This is a genomic window from Streptomyces sp. NPDC096323, assembly GCF_040302845.1.
In the GTDB taxonomy this organism is placed as follows: Bacteria; Actinomycetota; Actinomycetes; order Streptomycetales; family Streptomycetaceae; genus Streptomyces.
In genome coordinates, this window is sequence record NZ_JBEOSI010000004.1 from 308,046 (window position 1) to 334,914 (window position 26,869).

Annotated in this window: 23 protein-coding genes; 12 read left to right on the top strand and 11 right to left on the bottom strand. The window is 71.0% G+C overall.

Annotated elements, in window-relative coordinates:
* Positions 1-145 precede the first annotated feature (145 nt).
* A complete protein-coding gene (locus ABTX18_RS12735; protein ID WP_352122736.1) occupies positions 146-544 on the top strand; it encodes a hypothetical protein in 399 nt (132 codons plus the stop codon).
* A gap of 45 nt (positions 545-589) precedes the next feature.
* Here the strand turns inward: ABTX18_RS12735 and ABTX18_RS12740 are convergent, their stop codons facing one another.
* Together ABTX18_RS12740 and ABTX18_RS12745 are read right to left on the bottom strand one after the other, a co-directional pair.
* Positions 590-3,817 (bottom strand): FG-GAP-like repeat-containing protein, encoded by a 3,228-nt coding sequence (locus ABTX18_RS12740; protein ID WP_352122737.1) that lies wholly within the window; start codon positions 3,815-3,817, stop codon positions 590-592.
* A 346-nt stretch (positions 3,818-4,163) separates the two neighbouring features.
* Positions 4,164-4,895: an alpha/beta hydrolase gene (locus ABTX18_RS12745; RefSeq protein WP_352122738.1), complete on the bottom strand. Its 732-nt coding sequence runs from the start codon at positions 4,893-4,895 to the stop codon at positions 4,164-4,166.
* Between the two features lie 158 nt (positions 4,896-5,053).
* Here ABTX18_RS12745 and ABTX18_RS12750 point away from each other — a divergent pair, with 158 nt between their 5' ends.
* From ABTX18_RS12750 to dacB, 4 genes are all read left to right on the top strand, one after another.
* A complete protein-coding gene (locus ABTX18_RS12750) occupies positions 5,054-5,449 on the top strand; it encodes a winged helix-turn-helix transcriptional regulator (RefSeq protein WP_352122739.1) in 396 nt (131 codons plus the stop codon).
* 182 nt (positions 5,450-5,631) lie between these two features.
* Entirely contained in the window at positions 5,632-6,216 is a 585-nt protein-coding gene (locus tag ABTX18_RS12755; RefSeq protein WP_352122740.1) for a TetR/AcrR family transcriptional regulator, read from the top strand.
* Positions 6,217-6,389: 173 nt separating this feature from the next.
* On the top strand, positions 6,390-7,148 hold the full coding sequence (locus tag ABTX18_RS12760) for an SDR family NAD(P)-dependent oxidoreductase (protein ID WP_352122741.1): 759 nt from the start codon (positions 6,390-6,392) through the stop codon (positions 7,146-7,148).
* A gap of 394 nt (positions 7,149-7,542) precedes the next feature.
* Positions 7,543-9,093, top strand: a complete 1,551-nt coding sequence (gene dacB, locus ABTX18_RS12765; RefSeq protein ID WP_352122742.1) for a D-alanyl-D-alanine carboxypeptidase/D-alanyl-D-alanine endopeptidase — start codon at positions 7,543-7,545, stop codon at positions 9,091-9,093.
* A gap of 132 nt (positions 9,094-9,225) precedes the next feature.
* Here the strand turns inward: dacB and ABTX18_RS12770 are convergent, their stop codons facing one another.
* A complete protein-coding gene (locus ABTX18_RS12770; RefSeq protein WP_352122743.1) occupies positions 9,226-9,564 on the bottom strand; it encodes a MerR family transcriptional regulator in 339 nt (112 codons plus the stop codon).
* Positions 9,565-10,479: 915 nt separating this feature from the next.
* Between ABTX18_RS12770 and ABTX18_RS12775 the strand changes: the two genes are divergently transcribed.
* Together ABTX18_RS12775 and ABTX18_RS12780 are read left to right on the top strand one after the other, a co-directional pair.
* Positions 10,480-10,989 carry a SigE family RNA polymerase sigma factor gene (locus tag ABTX18_RS12775; protein ID WP_352122744.1) on the top strand — a complete coding sequence of 170 codons (510 nt, stop codon included), beginning with the start codon at positions 10,480-10,482 and terminating at the stop codon, positions 10,987-10,989.
* 79 nt (positions 10,990-11,068) lie between these two features.
* Positions 11,069-12,358 carry a hypothetical protein gene (locus ABTX18_RS12780; RefSeq protein ID WP_352122745.1) on the top strand — a complete coding sequence of 430 codons (1,290 nt, stop codon included), beginning with the start codon at positions 11,069-11,071 and terminating at the stop codon, positions 12,356-12,358.
* A gap of 299 nt (positions 12,359-12,657) precedes the next feature.
* Here ABTX18_RS12780 and ABTX18_RS12785 read toward each other — a convergent pair whose 3' ends face one another.
* From ABTX18_RS12785 to ABTX18_RS12800, 4 genes are all read right to left on the bottom strand, one after another.
* On the bottom strand, positions 12,658-13,440 hold the full coding sequence (locus tag ABTX18_RS12785) for a polysaccharide deacetylase family protein (protein ID WP_352122746.1): 783 nt from the start codon (positions 13,438-13,440) through the stop codon (positions 12,658-12,660).
* A gap of 167 nt (positions 13,441-13,607) precedes the next feature.
* On the bottom strand, positions 13,608-14,582 hold the full coding sequence (locus ABTX18_RS12790; RefSeq protein WP_352122747.1) for an SMP-30/gluconolactonase/LRE family protein: 975 nt from the start codon (positions 14,580-14,582) through the stop codon (positions 13,608-13,610).
* A 142-nt stretch (positions 14,583-14,724) separates the two neighbouring features.
* Positions 14,725-15,627: a helix-turn-helix domain-containing protein gene (locus ABTX18_RS12795; RefSeq protein WP_352122748.1), complete on the bottom strand. Its 903-nt coding sequence runs from the start codon at positions 15,625-15,627 to the stop codon at positions 14,725-14,727.
* 124 nt (positions 15,628-15,751) lie between these two features.
* Complete coding sequence (locus tag ABTX18_RS12800) at positions 15,752-16,708, bottom strand: SMP-30/gluconolactonase/LRE family protein (RefSeq protein ID WP_352122749.1); 957 nt, start codon at positions 16,706-16,708, stop codon at positions 15,752-15,754.
* A 101-nt stretch (positions 16,709-16,809) separates the two neighbouring features.
* On the opposite strand from ABTX18_RS12800, the gene ABTX18_RS12805 reads away from it, so the two are divergent.
* The 3 genes from ABTX18_RS12805 to ABTX18_RS12815 all read left to right on the top strand — a co-directional run bounded on the left by ABTX18_RS12805 (position 16,810) and on the right by ABTX18_RS12815 (position 19,141).
* Positions 16,810-17,262, top strand: a complete 453-nt coding sequence (locus tag ABTX18_RS12805; RefSeq protein ID WP_352122750.1) for an Lrp/AsnC family transcriptional regulator — start codon at positions 16,810-16,812, stop codon at positions 17,260-17,262.
* Positions 17,263-17,480: 218 nt separating this feature from the next.
* On the top strand, positions 17,481-18,806 hold the full coding sequence (locus tag ABTX18_RS12810; protein WP_352122751.1) for an ammonium transporter: 1,326 nt from the start codon (positions 17,481-17,483) through the stop codon (positions 18,804-18,806).
* Entirely contained in the window at positions 18,803-19,141 is a 339-nt protein-coding gene (locus tag ABTX18_RS12815) for a P-II family nitrogen regulator (RefSeq protein WP_352122752.1), read from the top strand. The genes ABTX18_RS12810 and ABTX18_RS12815 overlap by 4 nt, the downstream gene beginning before the upstream one ends.
* 23 nt (positions 19,142-19,164) lie before the next feature.
* On the opposite strand, the gene ABTX18_RS12820 is transcribed toward ABTX18_RS12815, so the two are convergent.
* Both ABTX18_RS12820 and ABTX18_RS12825 read right to left on the bottom strand, forming a co-directional pair.
* Entirely contained in the window at positions 19,165-20,616 is a 1,452-nt protein-coding gene (locus tag ABTX18_RS12820; RefSeq protein WP_352122753.1) for an SGNH/GDSL hydrolase family protein, read from the bottom strand.
* Positions 20,617-20,818: 202 nt separating this feature from the next.
* Positions 20,819-21,607, bottom strand: coding sequence for a polysaccharide deacetylase family protein (locus ABTX18_RS12825; RefSeq protein ID WP_352122754.1), 789 nt, complete (start codon positions 21,605-21,607; stop codon positions 20,819-20,821).
* A 355-nt stretch (positions 21,608-21,962) separates the two neighbouring features.
* Between ABTX18_RS12825 and ABTX18_RS12830 the strand changes: the two genes are divergently transcribed.
* Positions 21,963-22,931 carry an alpha/beta hydrolase gene (locus ABTX18_RS12830; protein WP_352122755.1) on the top strand — a complete coding sequence of 323 codons (969 nt, stop codon included), beginning with the start codon at positions 21,963-21,965 and terminating at the stop codon, positions 22,929-22,931.
* A 21-nt stretch (positions 22,932-22,952) separates the two neighbouring features.
* Here the strand turns inward: ABTX18_RS12830 and ABTX18_RS12835 are convergent, their stop codons facing one another.
* Complete coding sequence (locus ABTX18_RS12835; protein WP_352122756.1) at positions 22,953-24,155, bottom strand: PucR family transcriptional regulator; 1,203 nt, start codon at positions 24,153-24,155, stop codon at positions 22,953-22,955.
* A 27-nt stretch (positions 24,156-24,182) separates the two neighbouring features.
* On the opposite strand from ABTX18_RS12835, the gene ABTX18_RS12840 reads away from it, so the two are divergent.
* Positions 24,183-25,715 carry an extracellular catalytic domain type 1 short-chain-length polyhydroxyalkanoate depolymerase gene (locus tag ABTX18_RS12840; protein ID WP_352122757.1) on the top strand — a complete coding sequence of 511 codons (1,533 nt, stop codon included), beginning with the start codon at positions 24,183-24,185 and terminating at the stop codon, positions 25,713-25,715.
* A gap of 57 nt (positions 25,716-25,772) precedes the next feature.
* Here the strand turns inward: ABTX18_RS12840 and ABTX18_RS12845 are convergent, their stop codons facing one another.
* Entirely contained in the window at positions 25,773-26,507 is a 735-nt protein-coding gene (locus ABTX18_RS12845; protein WP_352122758.1) for a dienelactone hydrolase family protein, read from the bottom strand.
* Positions 26,508-26,869: the final 362 nt, after the last annotated feature.

Consider the following 26,869-nt stretch of genomic DNA (forward strand, 5'->3'; position numbering starts at 1 on the left):
GCCGCCTGTACGTCGGCCCGCAGCGGTTCGCTCAGGCGCGGAACGTCTTCCAGAACATGCGCCCCGAAGGCGGTGAACCGGTCAGGGTGCGCGTGCGGAACTGATCACCGCCGAGAACCCGTGCTTCCGGGGAATCGATGCCGACGTGGTAGCGCCACACGAACTGGTCGCCTATGAGGCCCCGTTGTCGGACGAGGACGACGAGCCGGTGACCGCTCCACTTGTCCTTGGCTGGACACGCACGCTCGCATCCGGCTCTCTCCGCCACACGGACGCGACCGTGATGGGCATGCCGCTGGTCCTGGTGGACACCACCGTCATCGAACCCGCCGACCCGGCCCATACGGATCAAGCGCTGCGCGTGCTGCGCACGCCGGCCGTCGGCATGCGCCGACTGCCGGAGGCGCGGACGCACCCCTGCCACGCATGCCACCCGGCACCCGGCACCCGGCACCCGGCGCACGCCACGGGAAAGCCGCGCCGGCTTATCAACCAACGAGTCGCGCCTCCGTCACGCCCCCAGGAAACGTGCCTGGGGGCGTGACGGCCAGAGGGCCGAAAGGGATCGCTGCGGCCCTCGCGTCACGGGTCAGGACAGCGTCTTGTACATCTGCCAGCCGCCGCCGATCCTCGCTCGCGCCGAGAACGTGCCCGCACCGGTGCCGTTGTAGCGCCACAGGATCCCGGTCGCGTCTCGGGCGACCAGGTCCATCCTGCCGTCACCGGTGATGTCACCGACGCCCGCGAGGGCGTTGTAGACCTGCCAGCCGCCGCCGACCCTCACCCGGCCACCCAGCGCGCCCTTGCCGTTGCCGTAGTACCGCCACAGGACGCCGGCGGTGTCGCGGGCCAGCAGGTCGCCGGCCTTGTCACCGTTCAGATCGCCAGGCCCGACGAGTGCGTTGTAGATCTGCCAGCCGCCGCCGACCCTCACGCGGCCCTTGAACTTACCCGCGCCATCGGCGGCGTACATCCACAGCTCGCCGGCCGGCGTCCGTGCCACAAGGTCCGTCCGTCCGTCACCGGTCAGATCTCCGGGGGCGGTCAGCATGTTGTACGTCTGCCAGCCCGATCCGATCGTCAGCCGGACCCCACTCGGCGAGAACGCCTTCCCACAGCCTCCGTCGTATCGGGTCAGCACACCCGCGGAACTGCGGACGAGCACGTCGTTGCACCCATCGCCCGACAGATCCCCGAACGGCACGACCATCGATGTCGCCGGCCATCCGGTTGCCGAGGCCCCCGTCCCGAGGCCGCCGGTTCCCGTACCGGTCCGCACGGTCAGTGCCCCGGCCGAGGTGCGCGCGAGCAGGTCGCCCCTGCCGTCACCGCTGACATCCCGCCACGCGGGAAGCGGTGCCGGAGCGCCACCGGTCACGGTCACCGAGCCGGTCACCCTCAGATCGGCGCCGACCCCGTCGGCGGGCCCGGCGGTCAGGGTCCAGACGTACGCTCCGTTCCGCACGATCTTTCCGGAGGCGTTCTTGCCGTCCCAAACGGCATCGACGCGGCCGCGCGCCTCGGCACCGGAGACGGTACGGACCACGGTCTTCGTCGCGGCCTCCGTCAGCGACAGACGCCACGCACCGGTGGGCTTGGAGGTCCACCAGGTACCCGACCAGCGCGGAGCGGCGGTGGCCAGGTTGAACGTAGAGCCCCCGACGACGGAGTCGATCACGCTGACGGCCGGGGCGGGGACCCCGGTTCCGACGATACGGACACGCTCGTCGTCGCCCGCGTAGGCGATCTGGCCGCCGAAGCGGTCCACCGTCCAGCCCATGTGGGGCTTGTTGTTGGGCCCCAGATCGGCCGCGCTCACCACCACGCGCTGCGGCACGGTGTCGGTGGTGGGAAGACCGGCGTGCAGGTCGAAGAGCCGCAGCCCTTCCCCGCTCTGCCGGACGAGGTAGCCGTCGCCGAGCAGGACGTTGCGGATGTTGCGTCCCGGCACGCGCATCGTCCGGTTGGCCACGCGGTCGTAGACGCCCGACCCCGCCTCGGGACCCCACTCGCTGTCCTCGCAGGACCAGTACACCCAACGTCCCGCCGCCTGGAGTTCCGTCGGCACGCACCTGTTGGGTGTGGTGAAGGACGCTCCGGCGGCACCGGACGGCAGGGTCTTCGACGTGATCGTCGGGCTGTCCTTGGCCACGCTCCACAGGGTGGAGCCCCATACCGCGGCCAGAGCGGAGTCGGTCCGCCGCAGAAGGGTTCCGCCCGTCGGGGGCTTGAACTCGACGATGGACGGCGAGTCACCGGTGACACCGCTGACGGTCACGCCGAACCGGCCGGAGAGGTCATCCACCTGGTCCCCGCCCGTGTCGACACGCGGTCCCCACTCGCTCTCGCCGTTCTTGTAGAGCAGCGTGTACCCCTGCTGATCGGCGGCGGTCCGCTGTCCGTGGTAGCCGTCGCCGCTCGCCCGTAGCGAGACACACCGGTCCGGGATGAACGTGACGCAGTTCTGGGTCCTCAGCAACCCGTCCACGGTCGTACGCACCGGCTGCGGCTGCCCGGCAGAACTCAGCCAGGTGCTCCGGTACACCCCGTAGTAGTCGCCCGGCTGGTAATAGGTGCTGTTCTCGGCCGTGGTGAGAATGCCGGAGCCCAGGGAGAGGCCGTAGACGCGGGCGGGCATGGGAGCGACGGTCCGGACGCGACGCGTCTCCACCCCGCCGTCGGCGGTCGGTACGAGCCGGTGCACGGCCCAATCGATGTCGCCCCGGGCCTCCGCGGTCTTCGCTCCGGCGACCAGCGCGGTGCCGTCGGGGGCGAGGACGACCTGCGCGTTCGCCTGCTGCAGCACGGGCGGGGCCAGGCTCTCGTCCTCCTCGGGAAGGCTCCACAGCTCTGAACCCCGGTACTCGTTGTTGCCGGGGTTCTGGCGCTGGACCGCCAAAATGGCTGTGCCGACGGGGACGATGGTCGCGTCGTAGGAGACAGAGCCCGTGTCGACGGTACGAAGCACGGCGTGCGGAGCGGCACGGTCCAGGAGATCGCTCCCGTCCCGCAGGATCGTCCCTGCGCCGAGCCGGAAGCTGCGCACGCTCCATGGATCGTCGGGAACCGGACGGTCGGGGAGAGGTTGTGCCACCCCGTCCGAGAGGTTCACGAGGACCCACCGCCCCCACCCTCCGGTGGAGTCCTTGTACCGGAGGATGAGCGACGTCGCGTCGGCGTCCTCCAGCCCGCCGAGCACGGCCCCCTCGGGAAAGCCGGTGACCGGTGTGTCCGTCACCTGGCCGGCCTCGTACCGCAGCAGGTGATAGCCGGTCGGCGCGTCCGCCTCGCCTGTGCGGGTCAGGACGGTGTCGCCGAACGTTCCGACGTACGACTGCCCCTCGGGCAGTCGTACGTCGGCGAACACAGCGCCCGCGCCCTTCTGCAGCGTCACGTGGGGCGCGGGGGCGGCGGAGTAGAGGGCGACGGTGTCCGATCCGTCGCCGTAGTAGCCGCCACCGCCGATCTTCAGCCCCTGGGTGCTGTCCCAGTAGCCGTTGTCGAGGTCATAGCGCGGTATCTCGGGCAGAGTGACGGCGAGAGGTGACGCCGAGCCCGTCGCATAGTCGATCCACAGGAGGCGGTTGTCGCCCTCCTGTGCCAGCAGGTAGCCGGTCTCCCCCGCGTTGAGGATCGAGGTGGCACGCGGTGAGAAGCGCGGGGCCGCAGGCAGGACGGTGACGTCCGGGGCCGCGTCGGCGAATGCCGGCGGCGCCATGATTCCCGATGTCGACGCTGTCAGCGTCGCCAGCGCCAGCGCGAGAGCGGCGTAGGTTCGGCCGTTTCCGCGCAGCCGGGCGTTGCTCGTAGGAGTCAAAGTGAGGTCCCTCCCCAGGGCCAGGAGACAGGAGGCGCACGGCATCGGCTCATCCAGCCGCGCGAGTACGAGCGAAAGGCCCCCCAGCCGTACCGCCTCATGCAAACGCCGCGATGCTAACAGCACGGCCTCGTCCGCCCGCTGGCCTCCGGCCGCGCTGAACAGGCGCCGTCGCAGCACCACATGACGCCGGCTCACAGGAGGGTCATGACCGGGCCGTCGAGTCCCGCCCGGGGCGGGCCCCGCTGCCTGGGCGTTTCGCGGTGCGCTCCGGCAGGCGGGGGACCGTACCGTGAATGGACTGGACGAAGCAGACGCAGACCCAGCACGACTACCAGAAGACGCGCTACCGCGGAACGGTTTCGAGCAGCAGCTCGCTCAGGTCGGACGGCATGGTGATCATGCAGTCGTGTCCGCTCGGCAGTTCCCGTATCCGTGCCGGGTCCCCGTTGGGCTGCGTCGCGGGGACGGGGCGCCGCACGATGCCTTCCGGCTCTGCGCCGACACAGTGAATGTGCGTACGCGGAACCGGGTCCAGGGCGGGGTTGTCCAGACGGACCGGCTGCTGCAGGCAGCGCACTGGCTGATCGGAGAGCATCGCACGCAGCCATGCGACATCCGCCGGGTCGGTGACCCCGAACAGGCCGAGGGGCGGAGGCATCTCGGGCAGTGGCGGGATGCGCCAGCCGTGGTCGGACTCGGCGGCCAGGTCGATCAGGTGCTGGGTCATGGGCTGCACGTCGACGGCGGTCTCGCCGTGCTCCGGGACCATCGCGTCCAGGTACACCAGATGCGCGATCCGTTCCGGTACCTCGTTGGCCACGGACGAGACCACCAGCCCCGCGTAGCTGTGGCCCACGAGCACCACCTCACTCAGGTCCTCCTCGTGGATCAGCCTCAGAACGTCCTCGACGTGCGTGTCGAGCCCCACCTCGGGGGCGAGCAGGTGCGCCTTGTCGCCGTAGCCGGTCAGGGAGGGCGCGAACACGCGGTGTCCGGCCGACTGCAGCAGCGGGACCACCCGCTCCCAGCTCCGGCCGCTGTGCCAGGCACCGTGTACCAGCAGGAAAGTTGACATGACGGGCGTTTCTTCCTCTTCGGGGCGTGGAGGCACAGAGAACATCGCGGTTCCTGTTCGTGCCTCGGTACTCTTCGGGAACCGAAATCATCGTGCTGCACCTGCCGCACCCCGATCAATACGGCACATTGAGGTGCCCCGGTTCTCTGGAGGTAACCATGAGCGGCACAGCGGGCGGTGACGGGCGGCCGGCGCAGCCGGAGGATCCGTGCCAGGTCCGTGAGGTGCTCGGCATCGTCGGCGACAAGTGGTCGCTGCTGATCGTGCGCAACCTCAGTCAGGGGCCACGCCGCTTCACCGAACTCAAGCGGGCCGTCGACGGGATCAGCCAGCGCATGCTCACCGTCACTCTGCGCGGCCTGGAACGCGATGGGATCCTCACGCGGACCGTACGCAATGTCATGCCGCCGCACGTGAGTTACGAACTCACCCCCATGGGCCGGGAGCTCCGCGGAGCCACCGCCCCCCTCTTGGAGTGGAGCATCACGCACCTGTCGCACATCGGCGCCGCCCGCGCCGAGTACGACGCCCGCCCCGACACCCCGCCCGTCTGACCCCGGGGTCTGCCCCGTCCTCGGCCCCGACCTCGGCCCCGGGCAGGCTCGGAGCGCGAGTTCGCCGCTCGTCACCCGCTCGGTATGAAAGCGCCAGGGCGGGGAAGCAAGGCGCTCCCAGCAACCCGCCTGTGGCGGGCCATTGTTGACCGATCGTTCTGTATTGGTTTACGGTCTCCGACGTGGCCAGGACCAAGGAATTCGATCCGGACGCCGCCCTGCAGTCGGCTCTTGAGCTGTTCTGGCGGCGCGGCTACGAAGCGACATCCATCGCCGACCTCGTCGAGCACCTCGGCATCGGCCGCGCCAGCATCTACGCCACCTTCGGCAACAAACACGAGCTGTACCTGAAGGCCATGGACCGGTACTCCGAGGGGCGTGATCCACTCCTCCTCGCCGAGCTGTCCCAGCCGGGACCCGTACTGCCCGCGGTGCGTGCGATGGTGCGCCGGTTCGCCTCGGAGGCCGCCTCTCCGGAGGGCCGGCTGAATGGCTGCCTCATCACCAACACGGCGGCCGAACTGGCCCCGCACGACCCTGCGGCGACCCGCCGGGTCGAGATCAGCTGGGAGCATCTCGAGACGTTGCTGCAGTGCGCGCTCGTACGGGCGCGAGCCCAGGGCGAGCTGCCGGAGGATCGCGATCCGCTCATGCTGGCCCGCATGCTGCTCGTCCTGCTGCAGGGCGTACGGGTCGTCGGCAAGGCGTCCAGCGATCCCACCCGCGTGCGGGATGCGGCCGAGCAGGCGCTGACCCTGCTGGACTGAATCACATGCGCCGGAACCACCGAGCCTTCTCTCGCATGCCCGAATAACAGACCGATCGATCAACTATGAGGAGGCGTATGACCGCCGGGAGAGCCACCCACGTCGTGACGTCCAGCGGCGATACGCCTTCGCCCTTCTCTACCAAGTAGTCCTTTACTCAAGGGAGTCGCGAAATGAACGGTTTCACTGGCAAAACCGTGCTCGTCACGGGCGCGGGCTCCGGTCTCGGCCGCGCCATCGCGCTCGCCTTCGCTGCCCAGGACGCATCCGTGATCGCCGCGGGTCGCACCGCGGCCTCCCTGGACGAGACGGTCGGCCTCATCGAGGCGGCCGGTGGCACGGCTGCCGCCATCACGGTCGACGTCACCGACTCCGACCGGCTCCGCGACCTCGTACACGAGAGCGTCACCCGATTCGGCGGCCTAGACATCGCGGTCAACAACGCCGGGATACTCCGCGGCGCCGTCCCTGTCGGAGAGGTGAGCGAGGAGGACTGGGACGCGGTGCTGCGGACCAACGTCACCGGCGTCTGGCTGGCCATGAAGCACGAGATCGCTCACATGAAGGAGAACGGAGGTGGGGTCATCGTCAACATCGCCTCCAACCTCGGGGCACACCTGCGTATCCCGAACGCCGCCGCGTACATCACCTCCAAGGCAGCCGTCTCCGCACTGACCCGCGCCGCCGCTCTCGACCACATCCACCAGGGCATTCGCATCAACGCGGTCAGCCCGGGCGCCTCCGCCGCTCCCATGTCGCTACGGCCCGGCGAGACGGAGGCCGACCGCACCGAGCGGGTGAAGTCGGAGAACCCACTCGGCCGGGTCGCGGAGGCCGAAGAGGTGGCGGCCGCGGTCCTCTACCTGGCCTCGCCCACCGCCGGCGCGGTGGTCGGCACCGACCTGGTCGTCGACAGTGGGGCATCGGCCTGACGGCCCGGCGGGGGCAATGAGGTTCAACCGGTGGTGGCCCATCTACAGCCGCAGGTGGACGCAGGCCCGGTGATCGCGGGGCGGCATCGAGCCCCCACATCGCAGTTCCCCACGTCCGACGAGGCACAGCCTGCCTCCTCACCGGCGAGGCACGGCCTGGCCCTGCCCCCGCGACCGACCCGGTGTTCACCGCGCATCTCGACGAATGCTCCGTTCCGTTCGGGTGACAACCGTTCGCGCCGCCCGCGTCCGGCGGCCCTCGGGGTCCATACCTGACCCCATGAATCCCATGGCCAGGAAACTGCCGAGACGAACGGTGCGTGCTTCGGTACGAGGAGAGAGATCCGGATCCCTTCGGCATCGCATGGTCGCCGGATGCTGTGCCCTGCTGCTCGTGGCCCTGACTTCGGGCGCGGCAGCCCAGGCGTCCGCGTCGTCCGGCGACGGCGGTCCCGGGCGGCTCGACCCGCGGATCACGGAGATCATGCGGAAACCGGACTACCCCAACGCCCAGTGGGGTCTGCTCCAGCAGGACCCGGACAGCGGGCGGGTCGTCCACAGTCGGTTCGCCGAACAGTTCTTCATCCCCGGCTCGGTGGCCAAGCTCTTCGGCACCTCCGGGGCGTGGGACACCCTCGGCGGTGGCCACCGCTTCAGGACGCCCGTCCACGCGGTCGGCGAGCGGCGCGGATCCACGCTGAACGGCGACCTGGACCTCGTCGCGCAGGGTGACCTGACCATGGGCGGCAGGACCCGCCCCGACGGCACGGTCGACTACACCGACCTCGACCACACGTACGCCGACGACTTCCCGGGCGCCACGCTCACCCCGGAGAACCCGCTCGCCGGGATCGACAAGATCGCGCAGCAGGTAAGGAGCTTTGGCATCACCCGCGTCAACGGCAACGTGATCGTCGACGACCGGCTCTTCCGGCCCGAGCCGCTCTTCGACCCCGTCCCGACGCCGCTGATCATCAATGACAACCTGATCGATCTGCTGACCACGCCCGGCGCCCGCCCCGGCGCGCCCGCGCGACTGGACTGGCGGCCGAAGGTCGCTCCGTACCGCGTCACGTCGACGGTCAGGACCGTGGCGGCGGGGAAGCCGACGGACATCGAGGTGACGACCTCCGACAACGGCACCCGGATCCGGCTTTCCGGCACCATCGCGGCCGGCTCCGCACCGGCGCTGAAGGTGTCGCCCATCACCGACCCGGCGGCCTTCGGGCGCACCGCGCTGATCGAGGCGCTGGGGCGGGCGGGGGTGAAGGTGACAGCGAAGGCGACCGGAGCCAACCCGGTCGGGCAGCTCCCCGCCTCGTACAACGGCCGGCCGCGGGTGGCTGTGTACACCTCGCCGCCGTTCGCCCAGTACGCCAAGCTCATCTTCAAGGTCAGCCACAACCTGGGCGCCAACCTCGCCATCTGTCTGATGGCGGTCGCGAACGGCAGCAAGGACTGCATGGACGGCTTCCCGGTGCTGGCCGACTTCCTGGACCGCGCGGGCGTCGACCGTAAGCAGGTCCAGCTCGCGGACGGCCGCGGCGGGAACCCCGCCGACCGGGCCACCCCCAAGGCCGTCGTGCAGATGCTGTCGTACTGGCAGCACACCCCGGAGGCGGCGGTCTTCCGCAACGCGCTGCCCATCCTCGGGGTCGACGGTCTGCTGGCCGACAACTGCACCCACTGCCCCGCCCGCGGCAAGGTGTTCGCGAAGACCGGCGCCGCCGTCGGCCTGGACGCGCTCAACAACCGCCTGGCCGTCGGCGCCATCACGATCGCCGGTTACCTGGACAAGGGCAACGGCCGCTTCGACGCCTTCTTCGCCGGGGTGAACGGCGCCTCGACCCCGACGACCGATGTCAGCGGTGTGCTGGACATCGCCAATGACCTCGCCATGATCTCCGCGTACTTGCAGGAGGCGGCGGCCCGACGAGAAGGCTGAGAGCACCGCACATCGCGAACGGCCTCTCGGAGTGCCCCAAACGGGCCCACTGGGGAGTGGCGTGCGTCGGCCGCACGCCACATCCCAGGACGTGTGAGCGCACCTGCTGGTACCCGGCAGGTGCGCACCACTTCAGCCGGCGGGTGGCGAGTCGACCGATGCGCCGGCCCGGCGGTACTCGGCATTGATGCGCTGTGCCTCTTCGAGCTGGTCCTCGAGGATGACGATGCGGCAGGCAGCCTCGATGGGGGTGCCCTGGTCGACGAGTTCCCGGGCGCGGGCGGCGATGCGCAGCTGGTAGCGGGAGTACCGGCGGTGGCCGCCCGCGGAGCGGAGCGGGGTGATGAGGCGGGCTTCACCGATGGCGCGGAGGAAGCCCTGGGTGGTGCCGAGCATCTCGGCGGCCCGGCCCATCGTATAGGCGGGGTAGTCGTCGTCGTCGAGACGGCCGAACGAGTCGTCTGCTGTCACTTGCACCTCTCTATGGAACGCGTGGAGGGGCCCTGGTGCGTTCGCACCAGGGCCCCGAAGGAACTGCTACACCATCTGCCGGCTGTGAAAATCCACCGGCTCTCTGTTTCCGCAGACCCGGCCTGAAAACGGTCGGGGCCGCGGGGATCGCGGTTGCTTGACCGGAGACCACCTCACTATCGATGTCCTGCGGTACCCGGGTTCTCTGACTCCGCCCGGGCGATCCTGATGGCGGTCAACTCCTCCGTTTCTTCCCTCTGGATGAACTACTTGCCTGATCGGGACCTGCGTACTGCGGATACTGCGTACTGCTGGTGGCCTCGAAAGGCACCACCCTCCGGCAGCCAGCCCCGTCGCCCGTCCTGCATCTGCTCTGGCTTGGAACCCCACTGCCGAACCTCCCGGCACGCGCGCCCGCAGCCGACGCCTTTACCGAGGAACTTCTGAAAACCGCACTGCTGATACCGCTGGGACTGCGAACTGCTCCGCCGGAGTGATCCGACGGTCCTCTCGTGGCGGCCCCTCATCACTGCGGGCCACCCGGTCCGGTCGTCAGCCCCGTCGCCGTCCTGCGACTTCCCTGGCTTCGGAACTCCACCACCGCACCGTCCTGCGAACTGCACCTACGTGTCACGCATGCCTGGCAGTTCATCTCTGCCGGGCTGTCTCGATCTCGGCTACAAGAGAAACCATAGCCACCGCACCACCCAATGTCTACCTCCGTCGCCATAGATTTCCGAGTGCCGTGCAACGAGACAGTTCGCCCTGGGCGCCGCGAGCCTCGGCGGGCGCCGACGCCCGGTGCCGTGGCACCGGGGGACGGTGGCCGGCCGGGTCACAAGCCGCGGCCGACCACGTGAAACATTTCCCCGCGGTCACCGCATCTATAAGGGTGTAGGTGAGAGGGAGTGGCGGTTGAGGCAGTCCGGGGAAGGTTCCTTCCGCGTGTTCGCGGAAGCCCGTATGGGTCATCTGTTCCGTTCGGCGTGCCTGCTGACCGGCGGGGACACGCATCTCGCCGAGGATCTCGCACAGGAGACACTCGGCCGGATGTACGCGGTCTGGGGGCGCATCTCGCGGGTCGGGAATCCGGCGGCGTACGCGCAGACTGTGCTGGTGCGGTGCTATCTCGGGCACCAGCGGCGCAAGTCCGCCGGGGAACGACCGAGCGCCGAACTGCCGGACCGGGCAGGGGACACGCCGGGAGACGCCTCGTTGAGGATGACGCTCCTCGACGCGCTGAGCGGCCTGCCGCCCAAGGACCGGGCGGTGATCGTGCTGCGTTACTGGGAGGACCGGTCGGTCACGGAGACCGCGGATGCGCTTCACGTCAGTTCGGCGGCGGTACGCACCCGCAGCACCCGCGCACTCGCCCGGCTGCGTGAGCAACTCGGCGACAGCATCGGCGAGCTGTCCGCGCACTGATTCGTCAGCGCACTGCATCCTCTTCGTTCTTCTTTTCTTGGTTCCTTTTTCCACAGGTGTGGGGACGGTGGTGGTCGGCATGCACAAAAACGGTGCTCAGGAGGACTGGGACGCCTTCGAAGGCAAGCTCGGCGCGGCGATGAAGCAGGCGGGGGATGGGTTCTCCGCCGCGGGGCGCCCGCTCGTGGACGGCGGGGTCGCGCGCGGCCGACGCCGGATGGTGCTGCGCCGCAGCGCCGTCGTGACCGGGAGCGTGGCCGCACTGGCCGCGATCGGGCTCGGCGGGTCGTACGTCACCGGAGGCGTCGGCGCCTCTCGGGCCGGGGGCGACGGGGCGGCCGTGGGCGCCCCGTCGACGGAGTCCGCCGACGGGGCCAAGGACGCGTCCGGGCGTCCCTCCTCCGGGCCGCAGGTGATCAAGACACTCGCGGGTCTGCTGCCGGAAGGGCGCCTCAGCGAGCAGCGGAGCGGCGACGCCGGCGACAAGGGTGGCAAGGAGGACCTGAGCGCGCCGTATGCCTCTGTCGTGTACGACGACGGTCACGGGAAGTCCGCGCTGTCGGTGACCCTGGCCCGGGAGCACTCCCCCCAGACGCTGACCGAGGACGAGTTCTCCTGCCCCGACAAGAATCTCAACGGGTACGAGGCCTGCTCCGCCACGACGCTGAAGGACGGCTCGCGCCTCCTGCTGTTCAAGGGCTGGGAGTATCCGGACCGGCGCGAGGAGACGAAGTGGTGGTACGCGGACCTGCTGACGCCCGAGGGCTACCGGGTCTCGGTGTCCGAATGGAACGCGCCCGCGGAGAAGGGCGCTCCGGTCAGCCGTCCCGCGCCTCCGCTGTCCCTGGACCGGATGGAGGCACTGGTCCGGGCCAACGAGTGGCGCCCGATCCTGGAGTCGCTCCCGGAACCCGCGCAGCCGGCACCGGCACCCTCGGCCCCGCGGGGTATGAGCGGTGAGGCGATCCTGCGCGAGTTGAAGAAGCAGCTTCCCGACGGCCTGACGGTGCAGGCGTCCGGGAAGCAGGAGACGGAGTACGCGTACGTCGTGGTGGACGACGGGCAGGGCCAGAGCCTCGTACAGATCAACGTGCAGCCGGACATGTCGGACGTCGCAGGTGATCTCTTCGGCTCCGACGCGAAGGTCCTGGCGGACGGCACGAAGGTCGTCACACACGAAGGACCCGGCGAGAAGGGCGGTGAGGGCGTGAACATGAGGCAGGTCGACACGATCCGTCCCGACGGCTTCCGTGTGGTGATCTCCGCCTTCAACACGGCGAACCAGAACCAGGCCGCCACCCGGGAGTACCCCGCGCTGACCCTCGCCGAGCTGGAGAAGATCGCCACCAGCAAGGTGTGGCGGAGCTAGGGTCCTTCGTTTGGGCCGGGCGACCCCGCGAGCCCGGCCCGACCCCGGCGAGAGCCCGCGGTGCGGCCCACCGGTCAGCGCGCGATCGTCGACGCCCTCCGCGAAAGGCCGCCGGCCGGGAAGCGGTCGGCGGGGAAGCCGTCGATGACGACCTGATCCCGTCGGTTACGCACCCCGGCCCGACGCCGCTGAGCGAGCGTTCACCGGCGCCGCCCGCTCCGTACGTCCGAGTGTCCGGGCGTACGGAGCGGGCGAGTGCTTACCCCCGGTCGTCCGGGCGTCCGCGCCGACGGGCCGGCTCAACGAACGGGGAAGCCGAAGGAGTAGCCCTGCTGCCTCAGCCAGGGCAGCACCTCGCGCAGCGCGGCCAGGGTCTGGGAGCGGTCCCCTCCCGCGTCGTGGAAGAGGACGGTCGGCCCGTTGGAGATCTCGCTCTTGACGGTGGCGACCATGGCGTCCACGCCGGGGTGCTCGAAGTCCTTGGTGTCGACGTTCCAGCCCAGCGGCCGCATGCCCCGGGAAGCGGCGAGCTGGCGGCTGTACGGGGTGAAGGCACCGCCCGGGGCGCGGTAGTACTGCGGCCGGACGCCGCCGGACGCCTTGGTGATCATGCGTTCGGCGTCCAGGATCTCCTTGGACTGGTAGGCCTCGGACTTCTTGTCCATGGCGGTGTCGTGCGAGACCGTGTGGTTGCACAGACGGTGGCCGTCGGCCACGACCGCCTTGACGAGGTTCGGGTACGCCTCGGCCTGCGTGCCCACCATGCAGAACGTGGCCTTCACGCCACTGTCCTTCAGCAGTTGCAGCACCTGGGGCGTCCAGGTCGGGTCCGGTCCGTCGTCGATGGTGATGTTGACGCCCTTGGGGCCGCGGTCGGAGGCGTGCGCGATGTCCACCGCCACCTTGGCCACCCGGTCCTGGGGCTTCTCCTCCGCCTCCGGCGAGGAGACGCGCGTCTGAGGACCTGCGACGACGGTGCCCGCCTGCGCGGTCCACACCGAGGTGGCGGCGGCCAACGCGGTCACCCCGAGCGCCGCCGCGAGAAGCCGGCCGTGCCATGACGTTCCCTTGTGCCTTGCCATGCCGGCCCGCCCCTTTGTCGTTTCCATCGATCCCCTGCCCCTATATAGACATACGAACGGCCGTACGGGCTGCCTCTGTTACCGATCGCGGACGAACCCGCAGGGAGTCGACGACAATCGACGGAAATCCGGCGGGGGAGGCCGTCGGCCGGTCAGGAAACCGGTCGTCACCGACGCGTGCTCAGGCGGGCGCGCAGCAGGTTCGGGTCGGTGGACGTGTTGTACGCGGCGCTGAGCACGTACACGTTGTCGCGGCGCAGGGCGATGGAGGTGGGGCCCTGGAGTCCGTCGGCGGCGTCGAGGACGGTGGCGCTGGTGCCGTCGGGGCGGACGCGTACGACCTGGTTGGGGCCGTTGAGTGCGGCGAGGACCTGGTTGCCGTGGCCGGTGAAGGCGAAGTCGTCGATGCCGACGAGGCCGGACGCCTTGATCTGCGGGGTGCCCGCGCGGTTGCCGGGGAGGACCGGGATGCGCAGGAGAGTGCCCAGGTCGAGATTGCTCACCCACAGCGCGCCGTTGTGCAGCTTCGCGCCGTTGGCGCCGAGGAATCCGGTCGAGGCGAGCTCGGGGGCGGTGGACCACGCGGTGGGTGTGCCGCCGGCCGTGGGTACCGTCCACACGGTGCCGAGGACCGAGTCGGTGATGTAGAACCGCTTGCCGCGCTCGTCCAGGGCGAGGCCGTTGGGCAGGCCGTCCGCCGGCAGGGCGGCGATGCGCCGGGGTTCCTGGCCGGGGCGCAGCCGCCACAGGCCTGTGAGGTCGGATGTGCCGGTGGCGTACAGCACGTACAGGGTGCCGTCCGCGGTGCGGACGATGCCGGTGGTCAGGGCGAACTTCAGGACGGGTGTGTTGACTCCGCCGTCGGCGGGTGCGGGCAGTGTCGCCAGGATGCGGATCGCGCCGTCGGGAGCGATGCGGGCGACCTGGCGGGCGGCGGCGAAGGTGACGTACGCCGAGCCGTCGGGCAGCAAGGCGATGTTCTCCGGCGTCTGGTGCTCCGTCAGGTTGAAGTGGCGGCTGATCCGGACGTCGGTCAGCGGCCCCCCGCTGCCGGGCGTCGCGCCGGCCGGTGCGGCAGTCGTGAGGGCTGCGGCGGCCGCGAGGAGGGCGGACAGGGTGGTGATGACGGCTCGCTTGGACATGGTTCTCCGTTTTCGGGCATGGGGCAGCCGCGGTGCGGTGCCGTGATCAAGGGGTGCGGCCCGGCGGGCGGGCGCGGTGAGGGGCGGAGCAGCGCGGGGCACCGCGGCGGATGCCTACGCGGCGGTCGGCGGAAGGGTTCGGTCAGCCGGTGGCGCTGGGGCTCACGTCGTGCTGTGGCCGGGCCGTCTCCTGCGGTGCCACGGTGTGGGCGAGCAGGGCCAGAGCGGTCGCGGAGGGCGATCCGGGCGCGGCCGTGGCCACCACCAGGGCCGGCCCGTCGCCCTGCGGGCTCTGCAGTGTCTGCTGGGTGACGGTGAGCGTCCCGACCAGCGGATGGCGCATCTCGTAGTCGGCGGCGCCGCAGGCAACGATCCGGTGGTCCGCCCACATCGAGGAGAACTCCGTGCTGTGCACGGACAGTTCACCGACGAGAGCGGCCAGCAGCGGATCGTCCGGATAGCGGCCGGCGGTCAGCCGGAGGTTGCCCACCACGGCCCTCGCCTTGGCCGGCCAGTCGGTGTAGAGGTCGCGGGTGTGCGCGTCGAGGAACACCGTCCTGGCCATGTTGGGCCGTCGGCCGGGATCGTCGGGACCGCTCCGGTCGAGATGTCCGGCGAACAGCGCGTGCCCTTGGCGGTTCCACGCCAGGACGTCGCTGCGGCGGCCCAGGACGATGGCCGGCGTGCCGTCGAGGGCGGCCAGCAGGGTCCTGGTGGCCTCGGTGATCCGTTCGGGCCTCGGCCGGCCGGCGGTCTTGCCTCCTCTCGGTGTCTGGGCCAGGGCGTGCAGGTGGGCACGTTCCGACTCGTCCAGCCGCAGCGCACCGGCGAGGGCGTCGAGGACCTCCGGGGAGGCGTTGTGCGACTGGCCCTGCTCCAGGCGGGAGTAGTACGGCGCGCTGATGCCCGCGAGCATCGCGAGCTCCTCCCGCCGCAGCCCCGGTACCCGGCGCCGCTCACCGTATGTCTGCAATCCGACGTCCCCGGGCCGCAGTTGGCCTCTGCGCGCCTGGAGGAAGTCGGCGAGTTGCCCGTGCTTCTTCATGTGACCGAGTATGCGCACCTTCGGCGAGCGCCGCCTCACCCTGCTGGGGTGCGGCTCCGTGGGGTGACCCGGGACGGGCGGGACCCTGGAGCGCGGGCACCGCGCGGCCCGCGCCCCGGATCGTTCAGCCCCGCGGGTCCAGCCACGGCCTGCGCCCGGGGCCGGTCGGGTGCGTCCCCGTCACGCCCATGACCACCGAGTAGAGGCTCGTCTCGGCGGCGATGAACAGGCGGTTGCGCTTCGCCCCGCCCCAGGAGATGTTGGCCACCGCCTCCGGGACGCGGAGCCGGCCGATCAGGGTGCCGTCCGGGTCGTAGCAGTGCACCCCGTCGTTCATCGCGGCGGCCCACAGCCGACCGCCGTCGTCGAAGCGGAGGTTGTCGAAACGAGCCGCCTCGCGCGCCCCGGCGGCGGCGAAGACCTCGCCGTCCGACAGGGTGCCGTCGTCCCGTACGTCGAAGACACGGATGAAACCGGCCCGGGTGTCGGAGACGAACAGCTGCCGCTCGTCCGCGGAGAAGACCAGCCCGTTCGGTGCGCCGAAACAGTCGGCGACCAGGCGCACTTCGCCGGTTGACGGGTCGACGCGGTAGACGTTGTTGGAGCCGATCTCGCTCTCCGCCCGGTAGCCCTCGTAGTCGCTGGTGATGCCGAAGTCCGGGTCGGAGAACCAGACCGAGCCGTCGGACTTCACCGTCGCGTCGTTGGGACTGTTCAGCCGCTTGCCCTGCCAGTGGCCGGCCAACACCGTCACCGTGCCGTCGTGCTCGGTCCGTGTCACCCGCCGGTTGCCCTGCTCACAGCTGATGAGCCGGCCCTCGCGGTCGAGCGTGTTGCCGTTCGGGTGTCCCGCGGAACGCCGGAAGACGCTCACCGCGCCGGTCTCCTCGTCCCAGCGCAGCAGTCGGTCGTTCGGGATGTCGCTCCAGACGACCTGCCTCCAGGCGGGCACATAGACGGGCCCCTCGGCCCAACGGCAACCGCTGTGCAGGACTTCGAGACCGTCGTCACCGTTCATGCACCGCCCGGTACGGAACCGGTCGTCGAGGATCTCGTACAGCGCGGGGCGCTCGGTGGTCATGGATATCCATCCCTTCCAACAGGTGCCGAATGATTTTCGGTGCTGATCGAATAGTGTCGAATGAGATATGGTCACTTCAAGTGCCCACCGAATGGAGAGTCGTGGATCACATCGACCGGACGCTGTTGGAGCAACTCCAGCAGGATGCGACACAGTCCTATGCGGCGCTGGGCCAGGCAGCGGGCCTCTCCACCGGCGCGGCGCACGAACGGGTCCGGAAACTGCGGGAGCGGGGCGTGATCCGGCGCACCACGGCCGAGGTCGATCCGACGGCCCTGGGGTACGGGGTGCTGGCGTACGTGACCGTCGACTCCACCCGCTGGATGGGCGATACCGCCCCGGAGTTCGCGGCGCTCCCCGAGATCGTGGAGGCCCACATCATCGCGGGCAACGCCTCGGTGCTGGTGAAGGTCAGGACCGCGACGACCGAACAACTCCAGGACGTCCTGCGCCGGATCCACGCGATCGACGGAGTCAACGGAACCCGGGCCACGATCGTGCTGGAGGCACTCTTCGAACGCCCCGTCTCCCCGCACGGGGCCGCAACCGGCTGACCATGCGGTCGCGGGCGGGTCACCGGTGGGGTCGGTGCCCCAGCGGCCTGTAGAACGGGGTCCGCTGCCCGGCGCTCGCCCACCGCACACGGCAGTGAGACTTCGGCAACTCCCGCGCAATGAAATACGGCGGAAACATCCGGGTCTCTCCGACGAAACGCGCACCGGTCACGCTCTCAGTCGCTCGCACCGCACGCGCCCCGAGGAGGGACTCCCCCGTGACCCCCGTGACCGTGGCCGCGGCCGGCATCGACACAGGTGACACCGCCTGGCTGCTCGCCGCCACCGCACTCGTTCTGCTGATGACACCCGGGCTCGCGCTGTTCTACGGCGGCATGGTCCGTACGAAGAACGTACTCAACATGCTGATGATGAGCTTCGTCTCGATCGCTCTCGTCACCGTCGTCTGGCTGCTCGCCGGGTACTCGCTGGCCTTCGGAGACGACGCGTTCGGCGGGCTCGTCGGGAATCTGCGGCATGCCGGCATGGCCGGTATCGGGCCCGACACGATGACCGGCAGCGTGCCGACCCTGCTGTTCACCACCTTCCAGCTGACCTTCGCGATCGTCACCGCGGCACTGATCAGCGGGGCGATCGCGGACCGTACGAAGTTCGCCGCCTGGCTCGTCGTCGTACCGGTGTGGACGCTGCTCGTCTACGCCCCCGTCGCCCATTGGGTATGGGGCCCCGGCGGCTGGATCAAGGACTCGCTGGGCGCGCTCGACTTCGCAGGCGGGCTGGTCGTGGAGATCGCGTCCGGGGCGTCCGGACTGGCGCTCGCGCTCGTCGTCGGGCCGCGCATCGGGTTCAAGAAGGACGCGATGCGCCCCCACAACCTGCCCATGGTGATGCTCGGCGCCGGGCTGCTCTGGTTCGGCTGGCTCGGCTTCAACGGCGGCTCCGCGCTCGGCGCCAACGGGCTGGCCGCCGCATCCGTCCTCAACACCCTCGTCGCAGGCTGCACCGGACTGCTCGGCTGGCTCTTCGTCGAGCAGAAGCGCGACGGCCACCCCACCACCTTCGGCGCCGCCTCGGGCGCGGTCGCCGGGCTCGTCGCGATCACCCCCGCCTGCGGCACCGTGGGCATCCTCGGCGGTGCCGCGATCGGCCTCACCGCGGGCGTCGTCTGCTCGTACGCGGTCGCCTGGAAGTTCCGCTTCGGATACGACGACTCACTGGACGTCGTCGGCGTGCACTTCGTCGGCGGCATCGTCGGCACCCTGCTCATCGGCCTCTTCGCGACAGCAACGATGACCGGTGGCGCGGAGGGGCTGCTGTACGGGGGCGGGCTCGGCCAGCTCGCCCGGCAGGCCGCCGCCGTCCTGGCCGTGGCGGCCTACACCTTCCTCATGACGTACGGGATCGGCAAGGCCGTCGACCGGTTCATGGGCCTGCGGACCTCCGCGGACGAGGAGCTCACCGGCCTGGACCAGACACTGCACGCGGAGAGCGCCTACGATCACGGCGCCCTGGGTCACGGCGCTCCGCAGGCCGTGGCCGCCCGGCCGACGCCGCTCTCCAAGGACAGGAACCCCGCCCCATGAAGCTCATCACCGCCGTCGTCAGACCGCACCGCCTCGACGAGGTGAAGACCGCGCTGCGCGAACTGGGTGTGCAAGGCCTCACCGTCACCGAAGCCAGCGGATACGGGCGGCAGCACGGGCACACGGAGGTGTACCGGGGCGCCGAGTACCGGGTGGACCTGGTCCCCAAGGTCCGGGTCGAGGTCCTCGTCGCAGATCCGGAGGCGGAAGCCGTCATCGACGCGATCGTGCGCGCGGCCCGCACCGACCGGATCGGCGACGGCAAGGTGTGGATGCAGCCGGTCGAAACGGTGGTGCGGGTCCGCACGGGCGAGCGGGGGCCGGACGCGTTGTAGTCCCGCCGCGCCTCGGCCCGCCGTCAGCGCAGGAACTTCAGCGGCACCGCTTCCGCCATCGCCTCGGCGCCCGCGTCGTTCGGGTGGAGGTGGTCGCCGCTGTCGTAACGGGCCAGGAGCCGCTGCGGGTCGGACGGGTCGCGCAGCGCCTTGTCGAAGTCGATGACGCCGTCGTACTCGCCGCTGGTCCTCAGCCAGTGGTTGAAGGTGGTGCGTGCGGCCTCGTTCGCCGGCGAGTAGAAGCCGAGCGTGTCGTCCTTGAACGGCAGGATCGTGCCGCCGTACGCCTTCAGCCCTCGCTCGTGTGCCCGGGCGATCAGCTGCCGGTGGGCGTCGATCAGGTCCGCTGCCGAAACCCGTTCCGACTCGGGGGCCACCGTGCCGGGGTGACCGAGGTCGTTCACGCCCAGGAGCACGATGAGGTGGCCCGCTCCCGGCTGGGCGGCCACATCGCGGTCGAAGCGGCGCAGCGCGCTCTGGCCGAAGTAGGCCGCGAAGTTCTCCGCGTCGGACCCGGCGGGCGGATTGGGGTCGTGCAGGAGACGGTTGCCGCTGATGCCCTCGTTGAGCACGCCTCGCGCGTACGGCCCGTAGGCGGTGCGCAGGCGCTGGGCCAGGAAGTCGGGCCAGCGGTGGTCGGCGCCCGGTTCGGTGTTCGCGCCGTCGGTGATGGAGTCGCCGAGGGTGACGACGGCCGAGGAGCGGGACGCGCCGCCGGCCCGGCCCGTGGTGTCCGCCCGGCTCGTGGTGTCCGCCCTGTTCTCGCTGTCCGCCCGGCCCGTGGTGTCCGCCCTGTTCTCGCTGTCCGCCCGGCCCGTGGTCACGCTCACGCCGCTCAGGAAGTACCAGCGGTCGTTGGTCGACGTCGCCTCGATGCCGGTGTTCCGGGTGACGTTGCCGGACGCGACGTAGTTCTGCCGCTGGGCGAACGCGTGGAGCGTCGAACCCGCCGTGCGCTCGGGCAGGTGGATGCTCACGACGAGGTCGGACCCCGCGGGCACCCGCAGGTCGACCGGGTCGCTGAGCAGGGGTGCACCCGCCGGAATCGTCACCGCGGCGCGGCCGCCGAAGGTGAGCGGGCGGTCGGTACGCGGGTCGATGCGCGAGTCCGGTCCCCCGGCGGCGGGGCGGGCGACCCGGGCCTCACCGATGACCAGCGGGCGGTCGCCGAACTCGTTCGACAGCCGGATGCGTACCCGGTCGCCGCCGATGCTGACGCGCACGATCTGGCGGAGGGTCTGGTCCTCGAACGCGGTGGTGTCCGAAGCGGGCGTCTGCGTGGGCGTCGTGGCCCATGTGCCGGTCCAGGACGGAGCTGCCGCCCGGTGAGCGGCCGCCGGCGAGGCGGCGGGAGCCGTCGGCAGGGGCGCGGCGGTGGTCTGCTGGGCCGTGGCCAGCAGCAGGGCTCCGGCCAGCAGGGCCACGAACCGGCCGCCGGTACGGTGCGTCCGAAGCCGCGCCAGGTGCTTTCTCATGCGGTCTCCTCAAGGGAAGGTCTGGGGCGCCCGCCGGTTGCCGGACGGTGCTACGCGCGGCGGACGGTGCTACGCGCGGCGGGCGGTGCTGCGCGTGCCGGACGGTGCTGCGCGTGGCGGGCGGTACTACGCGTGGCGGACGGTGCTGCGCGTGCCGGACGGTGCTGCGCGCGGCGGACGGTGCTACGCGTGCCGGGCGGTACTACGCGTGGCGGGCCGGGCGTTCGAAGCGCCAGCCCTGGGACCTGAGCTTCGGCACCACGCGGTCGACGGCTGCCACCGTCTGGCTGCGATCTCCGCCACCGTCGTGCAGCAGCACCACGGAACCGGGCGTGATCCCCTCCTCGATGCGGCGGACCAGCTCGTCGGCGCCCGGCGGCTCCCAGTCCCCGACAGCCAGCCGCCAGCCCAGCGGCTGCATGCCCAGGCCCTTCGCCACCTCCGGGCTCTTGCCCCAACTCCCGTACGGCGCACGGAAGTACGGGATCCGCACGCCGGGCGCGGCCCGGTGGATCTCGGCGTTGGTCCGCTCCAGGTCGTCCTGGATCTGCTCTGGCGACCAGGAGGAAAGGTCCTCGTGGCGCATGGTGTGGTTGCACAGTGTGTGACCGCCCGCGACGATCGCGCGCACCAGTTCCGGGTGCTCCTTGACGTGTTCGCCCCACAGGCAGAACACCGCCTTGACGTGGTGCTTGCGCAGCACCTTCAGCAGCTGCGGGGTGTCGGCGGGGTTCGGGCCGTCGTCGAAGGTCAGGGCGAGTGTTCTGCCGCCGTGCCGGGTGGAGTCGATGATGCCGCTGGATTCGGCGATGCCGGTACCGGCCTGTTCGGCCTGATCCGCCTGGGCGACACCCGGGGCCGCCAGTGCGCTCAGACACAGCCCGCCGGTGAGCAGCAGGGGCGCCGCGCGGCGGGCCAGGCCGCGGCGGGGGCGGGTGCGCCGCCCGTCGGTGGAGGTGGAGGCGTGGGAGGTGCTCCTGCTGGTGGTCAATGCCGGCCCCAATTCCGCGTGCCGACGGCTCGGCACTCCGGGCCTCGGGCCCGTGCACCTCGTCGCCGTGATCGAAAGTTTCGGATGTGTTCGCGATCGAGCGGGGAGAACCTAGGGAGGTTTTCGGGTTCCGTCAAGGGAGCCCACAACACTCCACCACTCGACGTTTGCGCAGGTCAACGGCTACTTTTCCACGGTCACAGAACCGCACACCGACCAAAAAGGCGCCAGAGTTCGTCACCGTGTCGGGCGTGGGTGCCACTTCTCCCGACGTACGTCTGATGACCTGCGGCAACGCGCCGTGAGAGCGTCACCTCACCACCCCACGGGGCTCGTCCGGTACCGGAGGAGAGACATGCGTTCGCCGCACACTTTCGATCCCGAGCTCGCCGCCGCACTCGCGATGATGCCCGAGGTCGACATCACCGATCTGGCCGCCGCCCGGGCCGCCCAGGCCCGGCAAGTGGCCGCGGCCCTCGCCGCGTCCGACAGCGCCGGAGTCGACGTCAGCGATCTCCTCGCCCCCGGCCCGCCCGGCGCACCGGACGTGGTGCTGCGCGTCTACCGGCCGCAGCGCCGCGCACGGGGGGCGGGCCCGCTGCCGGTGGTCTACGGCATCCACGGCGGGGGCTTCGTCCTGGGGTCGCCGGACGTCGACCACGACTGGAACCTGCTGCTCTGCCGGGAGCTGGAGGTGCTCGTGGTCTCCGTCGACTACCGGCTCGCACCCGAGCACCCCTTTCCCGCTGCCCTGGAGGACTGCTACGCGGGGCTGTGCGCGCTGACCGGCCATGCCGGTGCCCTGGGCATCCGGGCCGACCGGATCGCCCTGTGGGGGGACAGCGCCGGCGCCGGTCTCGCCGCCGCGCTAACGCTGCTCTGCCGGGACCGCGGCGGTCCCGCGGTCTGCTTCCAGCACCTGTGCAGCCCGGCGCTCGACGACCGGCTGGAGACCGCGAGCGCCCGGCTGTTCACCGATACGCCGGTGTGGAACCGGCACAACGCGTGCCTCAGCTGGGACGCCTATCTGGGCGCGGACGTACGGGCCACCGCCGCGGTCTCCGCGTACGCCGCCCCCGCCCGCGCCACGGCCGGTGACCTGACCGGGCTCCCGCCCGCGTACATCTCGGTCATGGAGTTCGATCCGCTGCGGGACGAGGGCGTCGACTATGCCCATGCCCTGACGAGCGCCTCCGTACCCACCCGGATCCGAGTGCTCCCGGGAACCTTCCACGGAGCGTGGGCCGTGGAGCACGCCACCGTCATACGGGACGCCACCGACGAGGCGATCCAGGTGCTCGGTACGGCACTCGGACGGCGGTGACATGGTGACGACGGGCCTCCCTCAGTCCCCGGCGTCCTCCGGGCCGCCCTCGTTACCGGCCAGGCGCACCGCGTACAAGGCCAGTTGGGCCCGGAAGCGGTCCTGCGGATCACGCAGGCTCCAGCCGGTCTCCTTCTCCACGCGGGCCAGCCGTGCCGCCACCGAACTGTGGTGCAGGTGGAGTTCGGCCGCCGCCTGCCGCAGTGTGCCCGTGCGGCAGAACGCGGCCAGGGCCGCCAGGAGGTCGTCGCCCTGCCCGGCCCGCTCGCCGCAGGCCAGCCTCCCCAGCCGCTTCACGTCGTCCTGGGCCCGCAGCCGGTCGGCCGGGATGTCCGCCAGGAGGGCGACTGGTCCGAGCTCGCCGTGGTCGGCCACCGCGTCCTGCGGGGTGGCCGCCACCGCGAACCGCAGGGCGGCCCGCGCCTGTGCCCATGAGGCCCGCGCGTCCAGCGGATCCGTACCGCCGCCGATGCCCACCCGGATCCCGTGCGCGGGCCGGCCGGACGCGCCCCGTTCCCGGTCGCGCGCCCTCAGCGCATCCCGCAGCTCCGCCGCCGTACCGTTCTCGCCCTCTCCTGCGCCCTCGCCCTCGCCACTGCCCTTGCCCTTACGCTGCACCAGCGCCGCGCCCAGTGCGCCGACCCGCGCCACCCGGACCGTGCCCCGCAGCGCCCCGCGCCCCAGCAGCGCCACGGCCTCCACCCCGGCGTCCGCCCCGGGCCGACCGGCCACCGCGACCACCCGCAGCTCCTCCTCCGGCGCCAGGCCCAGCAGCCGCAATGCGCGGACCCGGTCCGAGGCGTCCTCCCGGCCGGACAGCACCAGCTCGACCAGGGCCGGATCGGCCGCGCGGAGCGCCTGGGGCTGCCGGGGACGGCCGGCCAGCACCCTCGCGGTGATGGCCATCCACTCCAGGACCAGCTCGTCGAACGGACCCTGGGCGCCCGCCCGTTCCAGCCACACGGAACCGGACGGCTCCAGAGCCACCCGCCCCGAGACATGCCCCGGCGCTCCGGCCAGAGCCGTCCCGTCGGGCCCGAAACGTGCCGAGCGGCCGTCGGGGAGCTCGAGCCCCGCCGCGCATCCGGCAAGACCCGCGGTGGACCGCGTCAGGACCACCGGGTCAGGACCGCTGCCGAGCAGCGCCTCGAAGTGGGCGATCACACGCACGGCAGTGGCGGCGTCCGCGTCCAGCGCCGACAGCCGCAGCAGCAATCCCTTCACAGCGGGCAGTCTAGGAAGGACAGGGACATGACCAATAGATCCACGACCGGCCGATCTGGGACGGACGGGTCCGGGGCCGAGCGATCCGGGGCCAACCAGTCCCGGGCCAAGCGGTCCGGGGCCAACCAGTCCCGGGCCGAGCGGTCCGAGGCCAAGCGGTCCGGGGCCAAGCGGTCCGGGGCCAAGCGGTCCGGGGCCAAGCGCCTCACACACGCACCGGCCACCCCGACACCGGCCGTATCGACGCCCCAGGTGCGGCCGCCGGCGAGGCCGCGACGGTCGCCGAGGACACTGCTCACCGCACTCCTCGGATGCGTCCTCCCGCTCGTATCGGCGCTCCTCCTCGCCGTGGCACCTCCCGCCTCCGCCGCCACGCTGACGGAGGTGACAAGCTTCGGCAGCAACCCGAGCAGCCTGCGCATGCACCTCTACGTGCCGAACGGCGTCGGAACGCGGCCGGCCGTCCTGGTGGCGGTCCACTACTGCACGGGATCGGGCCCGGCCTTCTACTCCGGTACGGAGTTCGCCTCGCTCGCCGACCGGTACGGGTTCATCGTCGTCTACCCGTCCGCGACCCGGAGCGGCAACTGCTTCGACGTCTCCTCGCCCCAGGCGCTCAAGCGGGACGGCGGCAGCGACCCGGTCGGCATCAGGTCCATGGTGAGCTACGTCCAGCAGCACTACGGCTCCGACCCCGGCCGTGTCTTCGTCACCGGAGCCTCCTCGGGCGCGATGATGACCAACGTCCTGCTGGGCGACTACCCGGACGTGTTCAAGGCAGGCGCCGCCTTCATGGGCGTACCTCACTCGTGCTTCGCCACCACCGACGGCTCGGGGTGGAACAGCGCCTGCGCCAACGGAACCGTGGACCGGACCCCGCAGCAGTGGGGCGACCTCGTGCGTGCCGCGTACCCCGGCTACACCGGCACCCGGCCCCGGATGCAGGTCTGGCACGGCACGGAGGACGCCACGCTGCGGTACCCGAACTTCACTGAAGAGATCGACCAGTGGACGAACGTTCTGGGCGTGAGCCGGACCCCTGCCTCCACCGACAGCCCGCAGTCAGGCTGGACCCGGACGCGCTACGGCAGTGGCGGCAGCCAGGCCCCGGTGGAGGCGGTCAGCGTCCAGGGCGCCGGTCACACGCTGCCCGCCGCCGGCATGGCGGCCCGGGCGATCACCTTCTTCGGCCTGGACTCCACCACACCCACGGACCCGGGCCCCGGCACCGACCCCACGCCGGGAAGCTGCCGGGTGGGCTACACCACCAACGCCTGGAACACCGGGCTGACCGCGACGATCAACCTCACCAACACCGGCACCACGCCCCTCACCAACTGGTCGCTCGCCTTCACCCTGCCGGCGGGCCAGACCATCACCTCCGGCTGGGGTGCGAACTACAGCCCGACCAGCGGTGCGGTGACCGCCACCGGACTCCCGTACAACTCGACGGTCGGACCGGGTGCCACCGTCCAGATCGGCTTCCAGGCCACCCATTCGGGCAACACCGGCAAGCCCTCCTCGTTCACCGTCGGCGGAGCGGCCTGCACCACGGGCTGACCGGGCGAACGTGTCGCTGGGACCGCCTGCTTCGGCGATGACGCGCGGGCAGGACGCTCAACTCTTGCTGAGGGCGCCGTCGAGGAGGGACAGCAGGCGGTCCCAGTGGCGCTGCAGGGCGGCGGCGTCGAAGGCATCGGTGTCAGCCATGGTGAAGCCGTGGACGGTGCCGGGGTAGATCTCGGAGGTGTATTCGACCCCCGCCGCGTCCAGGGCCTGGTTGAGCTCGGCGAGTGCCTCGGGCGTCAGGTCGCCTTCGGCGTGGCCGAGATGGATCCGGGCGGTCAGCTTCGCGAGGCTCTCGGCCCCGACCGCGCCCACGGGGGCGTGGAACGCGGCAACGGCGGCCACCTGGCCGGGGTGCGCCACGGCGGTGCGCATCGCCACCAGCCCGCCGATGCAGTATCCGGTCACCGCGACCGGTCCTGCGCCGACCTCGGGCTGAGCGGTGAGGAACCTGAGGTAGTCGTCGGCGTCGCTCAGCGTGCGTTCCTCGGTGTGCGCCTGGATCAAGGGCATCAGCTGGGCGAAGACCGCGGGCCGGGCCTCCTCTCCGATGTGCTCGGGGAGTTCGATCACCGGCGTCGGGCCGTGCCGGTAGAAGATGTTGGGGACGAGCACGTAGTACCCGTGCCCGGCCAGTTCGCGGGCCATGTCCCGCAGTACGGGCCGGATACCGAAACCGTCCGGGTACATCAGCACCCCGGGGTGCCGCTCACCGCCCTCGGGAAAAGCGGCGAACGCGTCGGCCTGGCCGTCCGCGGTGGAAATGTGCAGCGTTTTGGTGGGCATGACTTCTCCTGTCGTGGTTGACGTGTCGGACCTGGTCAGCACGACAGGAGGGCGGAGCCCGCGCGGATGGTCCGGGTCCTCGGCCGGGCAACGCGCCGGGCCCTCGGCCCGGCAGCGGGCCCGGCCTCCGGTCCCACAACGGGCCGGCCCCGTGGCCCGACAGCACGTCCGGCCGTCGGTCCGGCAGCGGGCCGGACCCGGCCCCTGCGGCCGCCCTCAAGGGCCCGCCGGGTCGCCGATCCGTGTGTGGCGCAAAGCCGTCCCGGTAGTCATCGCCCCACAACCTAGCGGCGTCGGCGCTGCCCGGTCCACTGCACTCCTCAGCGAGCCGCTGCTGTTCAGCGCGGTGCAGTGGCGGCTGT

Excerpts from the sequence above, each read along its gene's own strand:
- ABTX18_RS12745 (WP_352122738.1), bottom strand. The coding sequence starts at position 4,895 with ATGTCAACTTTCCTGCTGGTACACGGTGCCTGGCACAGCGGCCGGAGC.
- ABTX18_RS12750 (WP_352122739.1), top strand. The coding sequence starts at position 5,054 with ATGAGCGGCACAGCGGGCGGTGACGGGCGGCCGGCGCAGCCGGAGGAT.
- ABTX18_RS12760 (WP_352122741.1), top strand. The coding sequence starts at position 6,390 with ATGAACGGTTTCACTGGCAAAACCGTGCTCGTCACGGGCGCGGGCTCC.
- ABTX18_RS12780 (WP_352122745.1), top strand. The coding sequence starts at position 11,069 with ATGCACAAAAACGGTGCTCAGGAGGACTGGGACGCCTTCGAAGGCAAG.
- ABTX18_RS12785 (WP_352122746.1), bottom strand. The coding sequence starts at position 13,440 with ATGGCAAGGCACAAGGGAACGTCATGGCACGGCCGGCTTCTCGCGGCG.
- ABTX18_RS12790 (WP_352122747.1), bottom strand. The coding sequence starts at position 14,582 with ATGTCCAAGCGAGCCGTCATCACCACCCTGTCCGCCCTCCTCGCGGCC.
- ABTX18_RS12795 (WP_352122748.1), bottom strand. The coding sequence starts at position 15,627 with ATGAAGAAGCACGGGCAACTCGCCGACTTCCTCCAGGCGCGCAGAGGC.
- ABTX18_RS12800 (WP_352122749.1), bottom strand. The coding sequence starts at position 16,708 with ATGACCACCGAGCGCCCCGCGCTGTACGAGATCCTCGACGACCGGTTC.
- ABTX18_RS12815 (WP_352122752.1), top strand. The coding sequence starts at position 18,803 with ATGAAGCTCATCACCGCCGTCGTCAGACCGCACCGCCTCGACGAGGTG.
- ABTX18_RS12820 (WP_352122753.1), bottom strand. The coding sequence starts at position 20,616 with ATGAGAAAGCACCTGGCGCGGCTTCGGACGCACCGTACCGGCGGCCGG.
- ABTX18_RS12830 (WP_352122755.1), top strand. The coding sequence starts at position 21,963 with ATGCGTTCGCCGCACACTTTCGATCCCGAGCTCGCCGCCGCACTCGCG.
- ABTX18_RS12840 (WP_352122757.1), top strand. The coding sequence starts at position 24,183 with ATGACCAATAGATCCACGACCGGCCGATCTGGGACGGACGGGTCCGGG.
- ABTX18_RS12845 (WP_352122758.1), bottom strand. The coding sequence starts at position 26,507 with ATGCCCACCAAAACGCTGCACATTTCCACCGCGGACGGCCAGGCCGAC.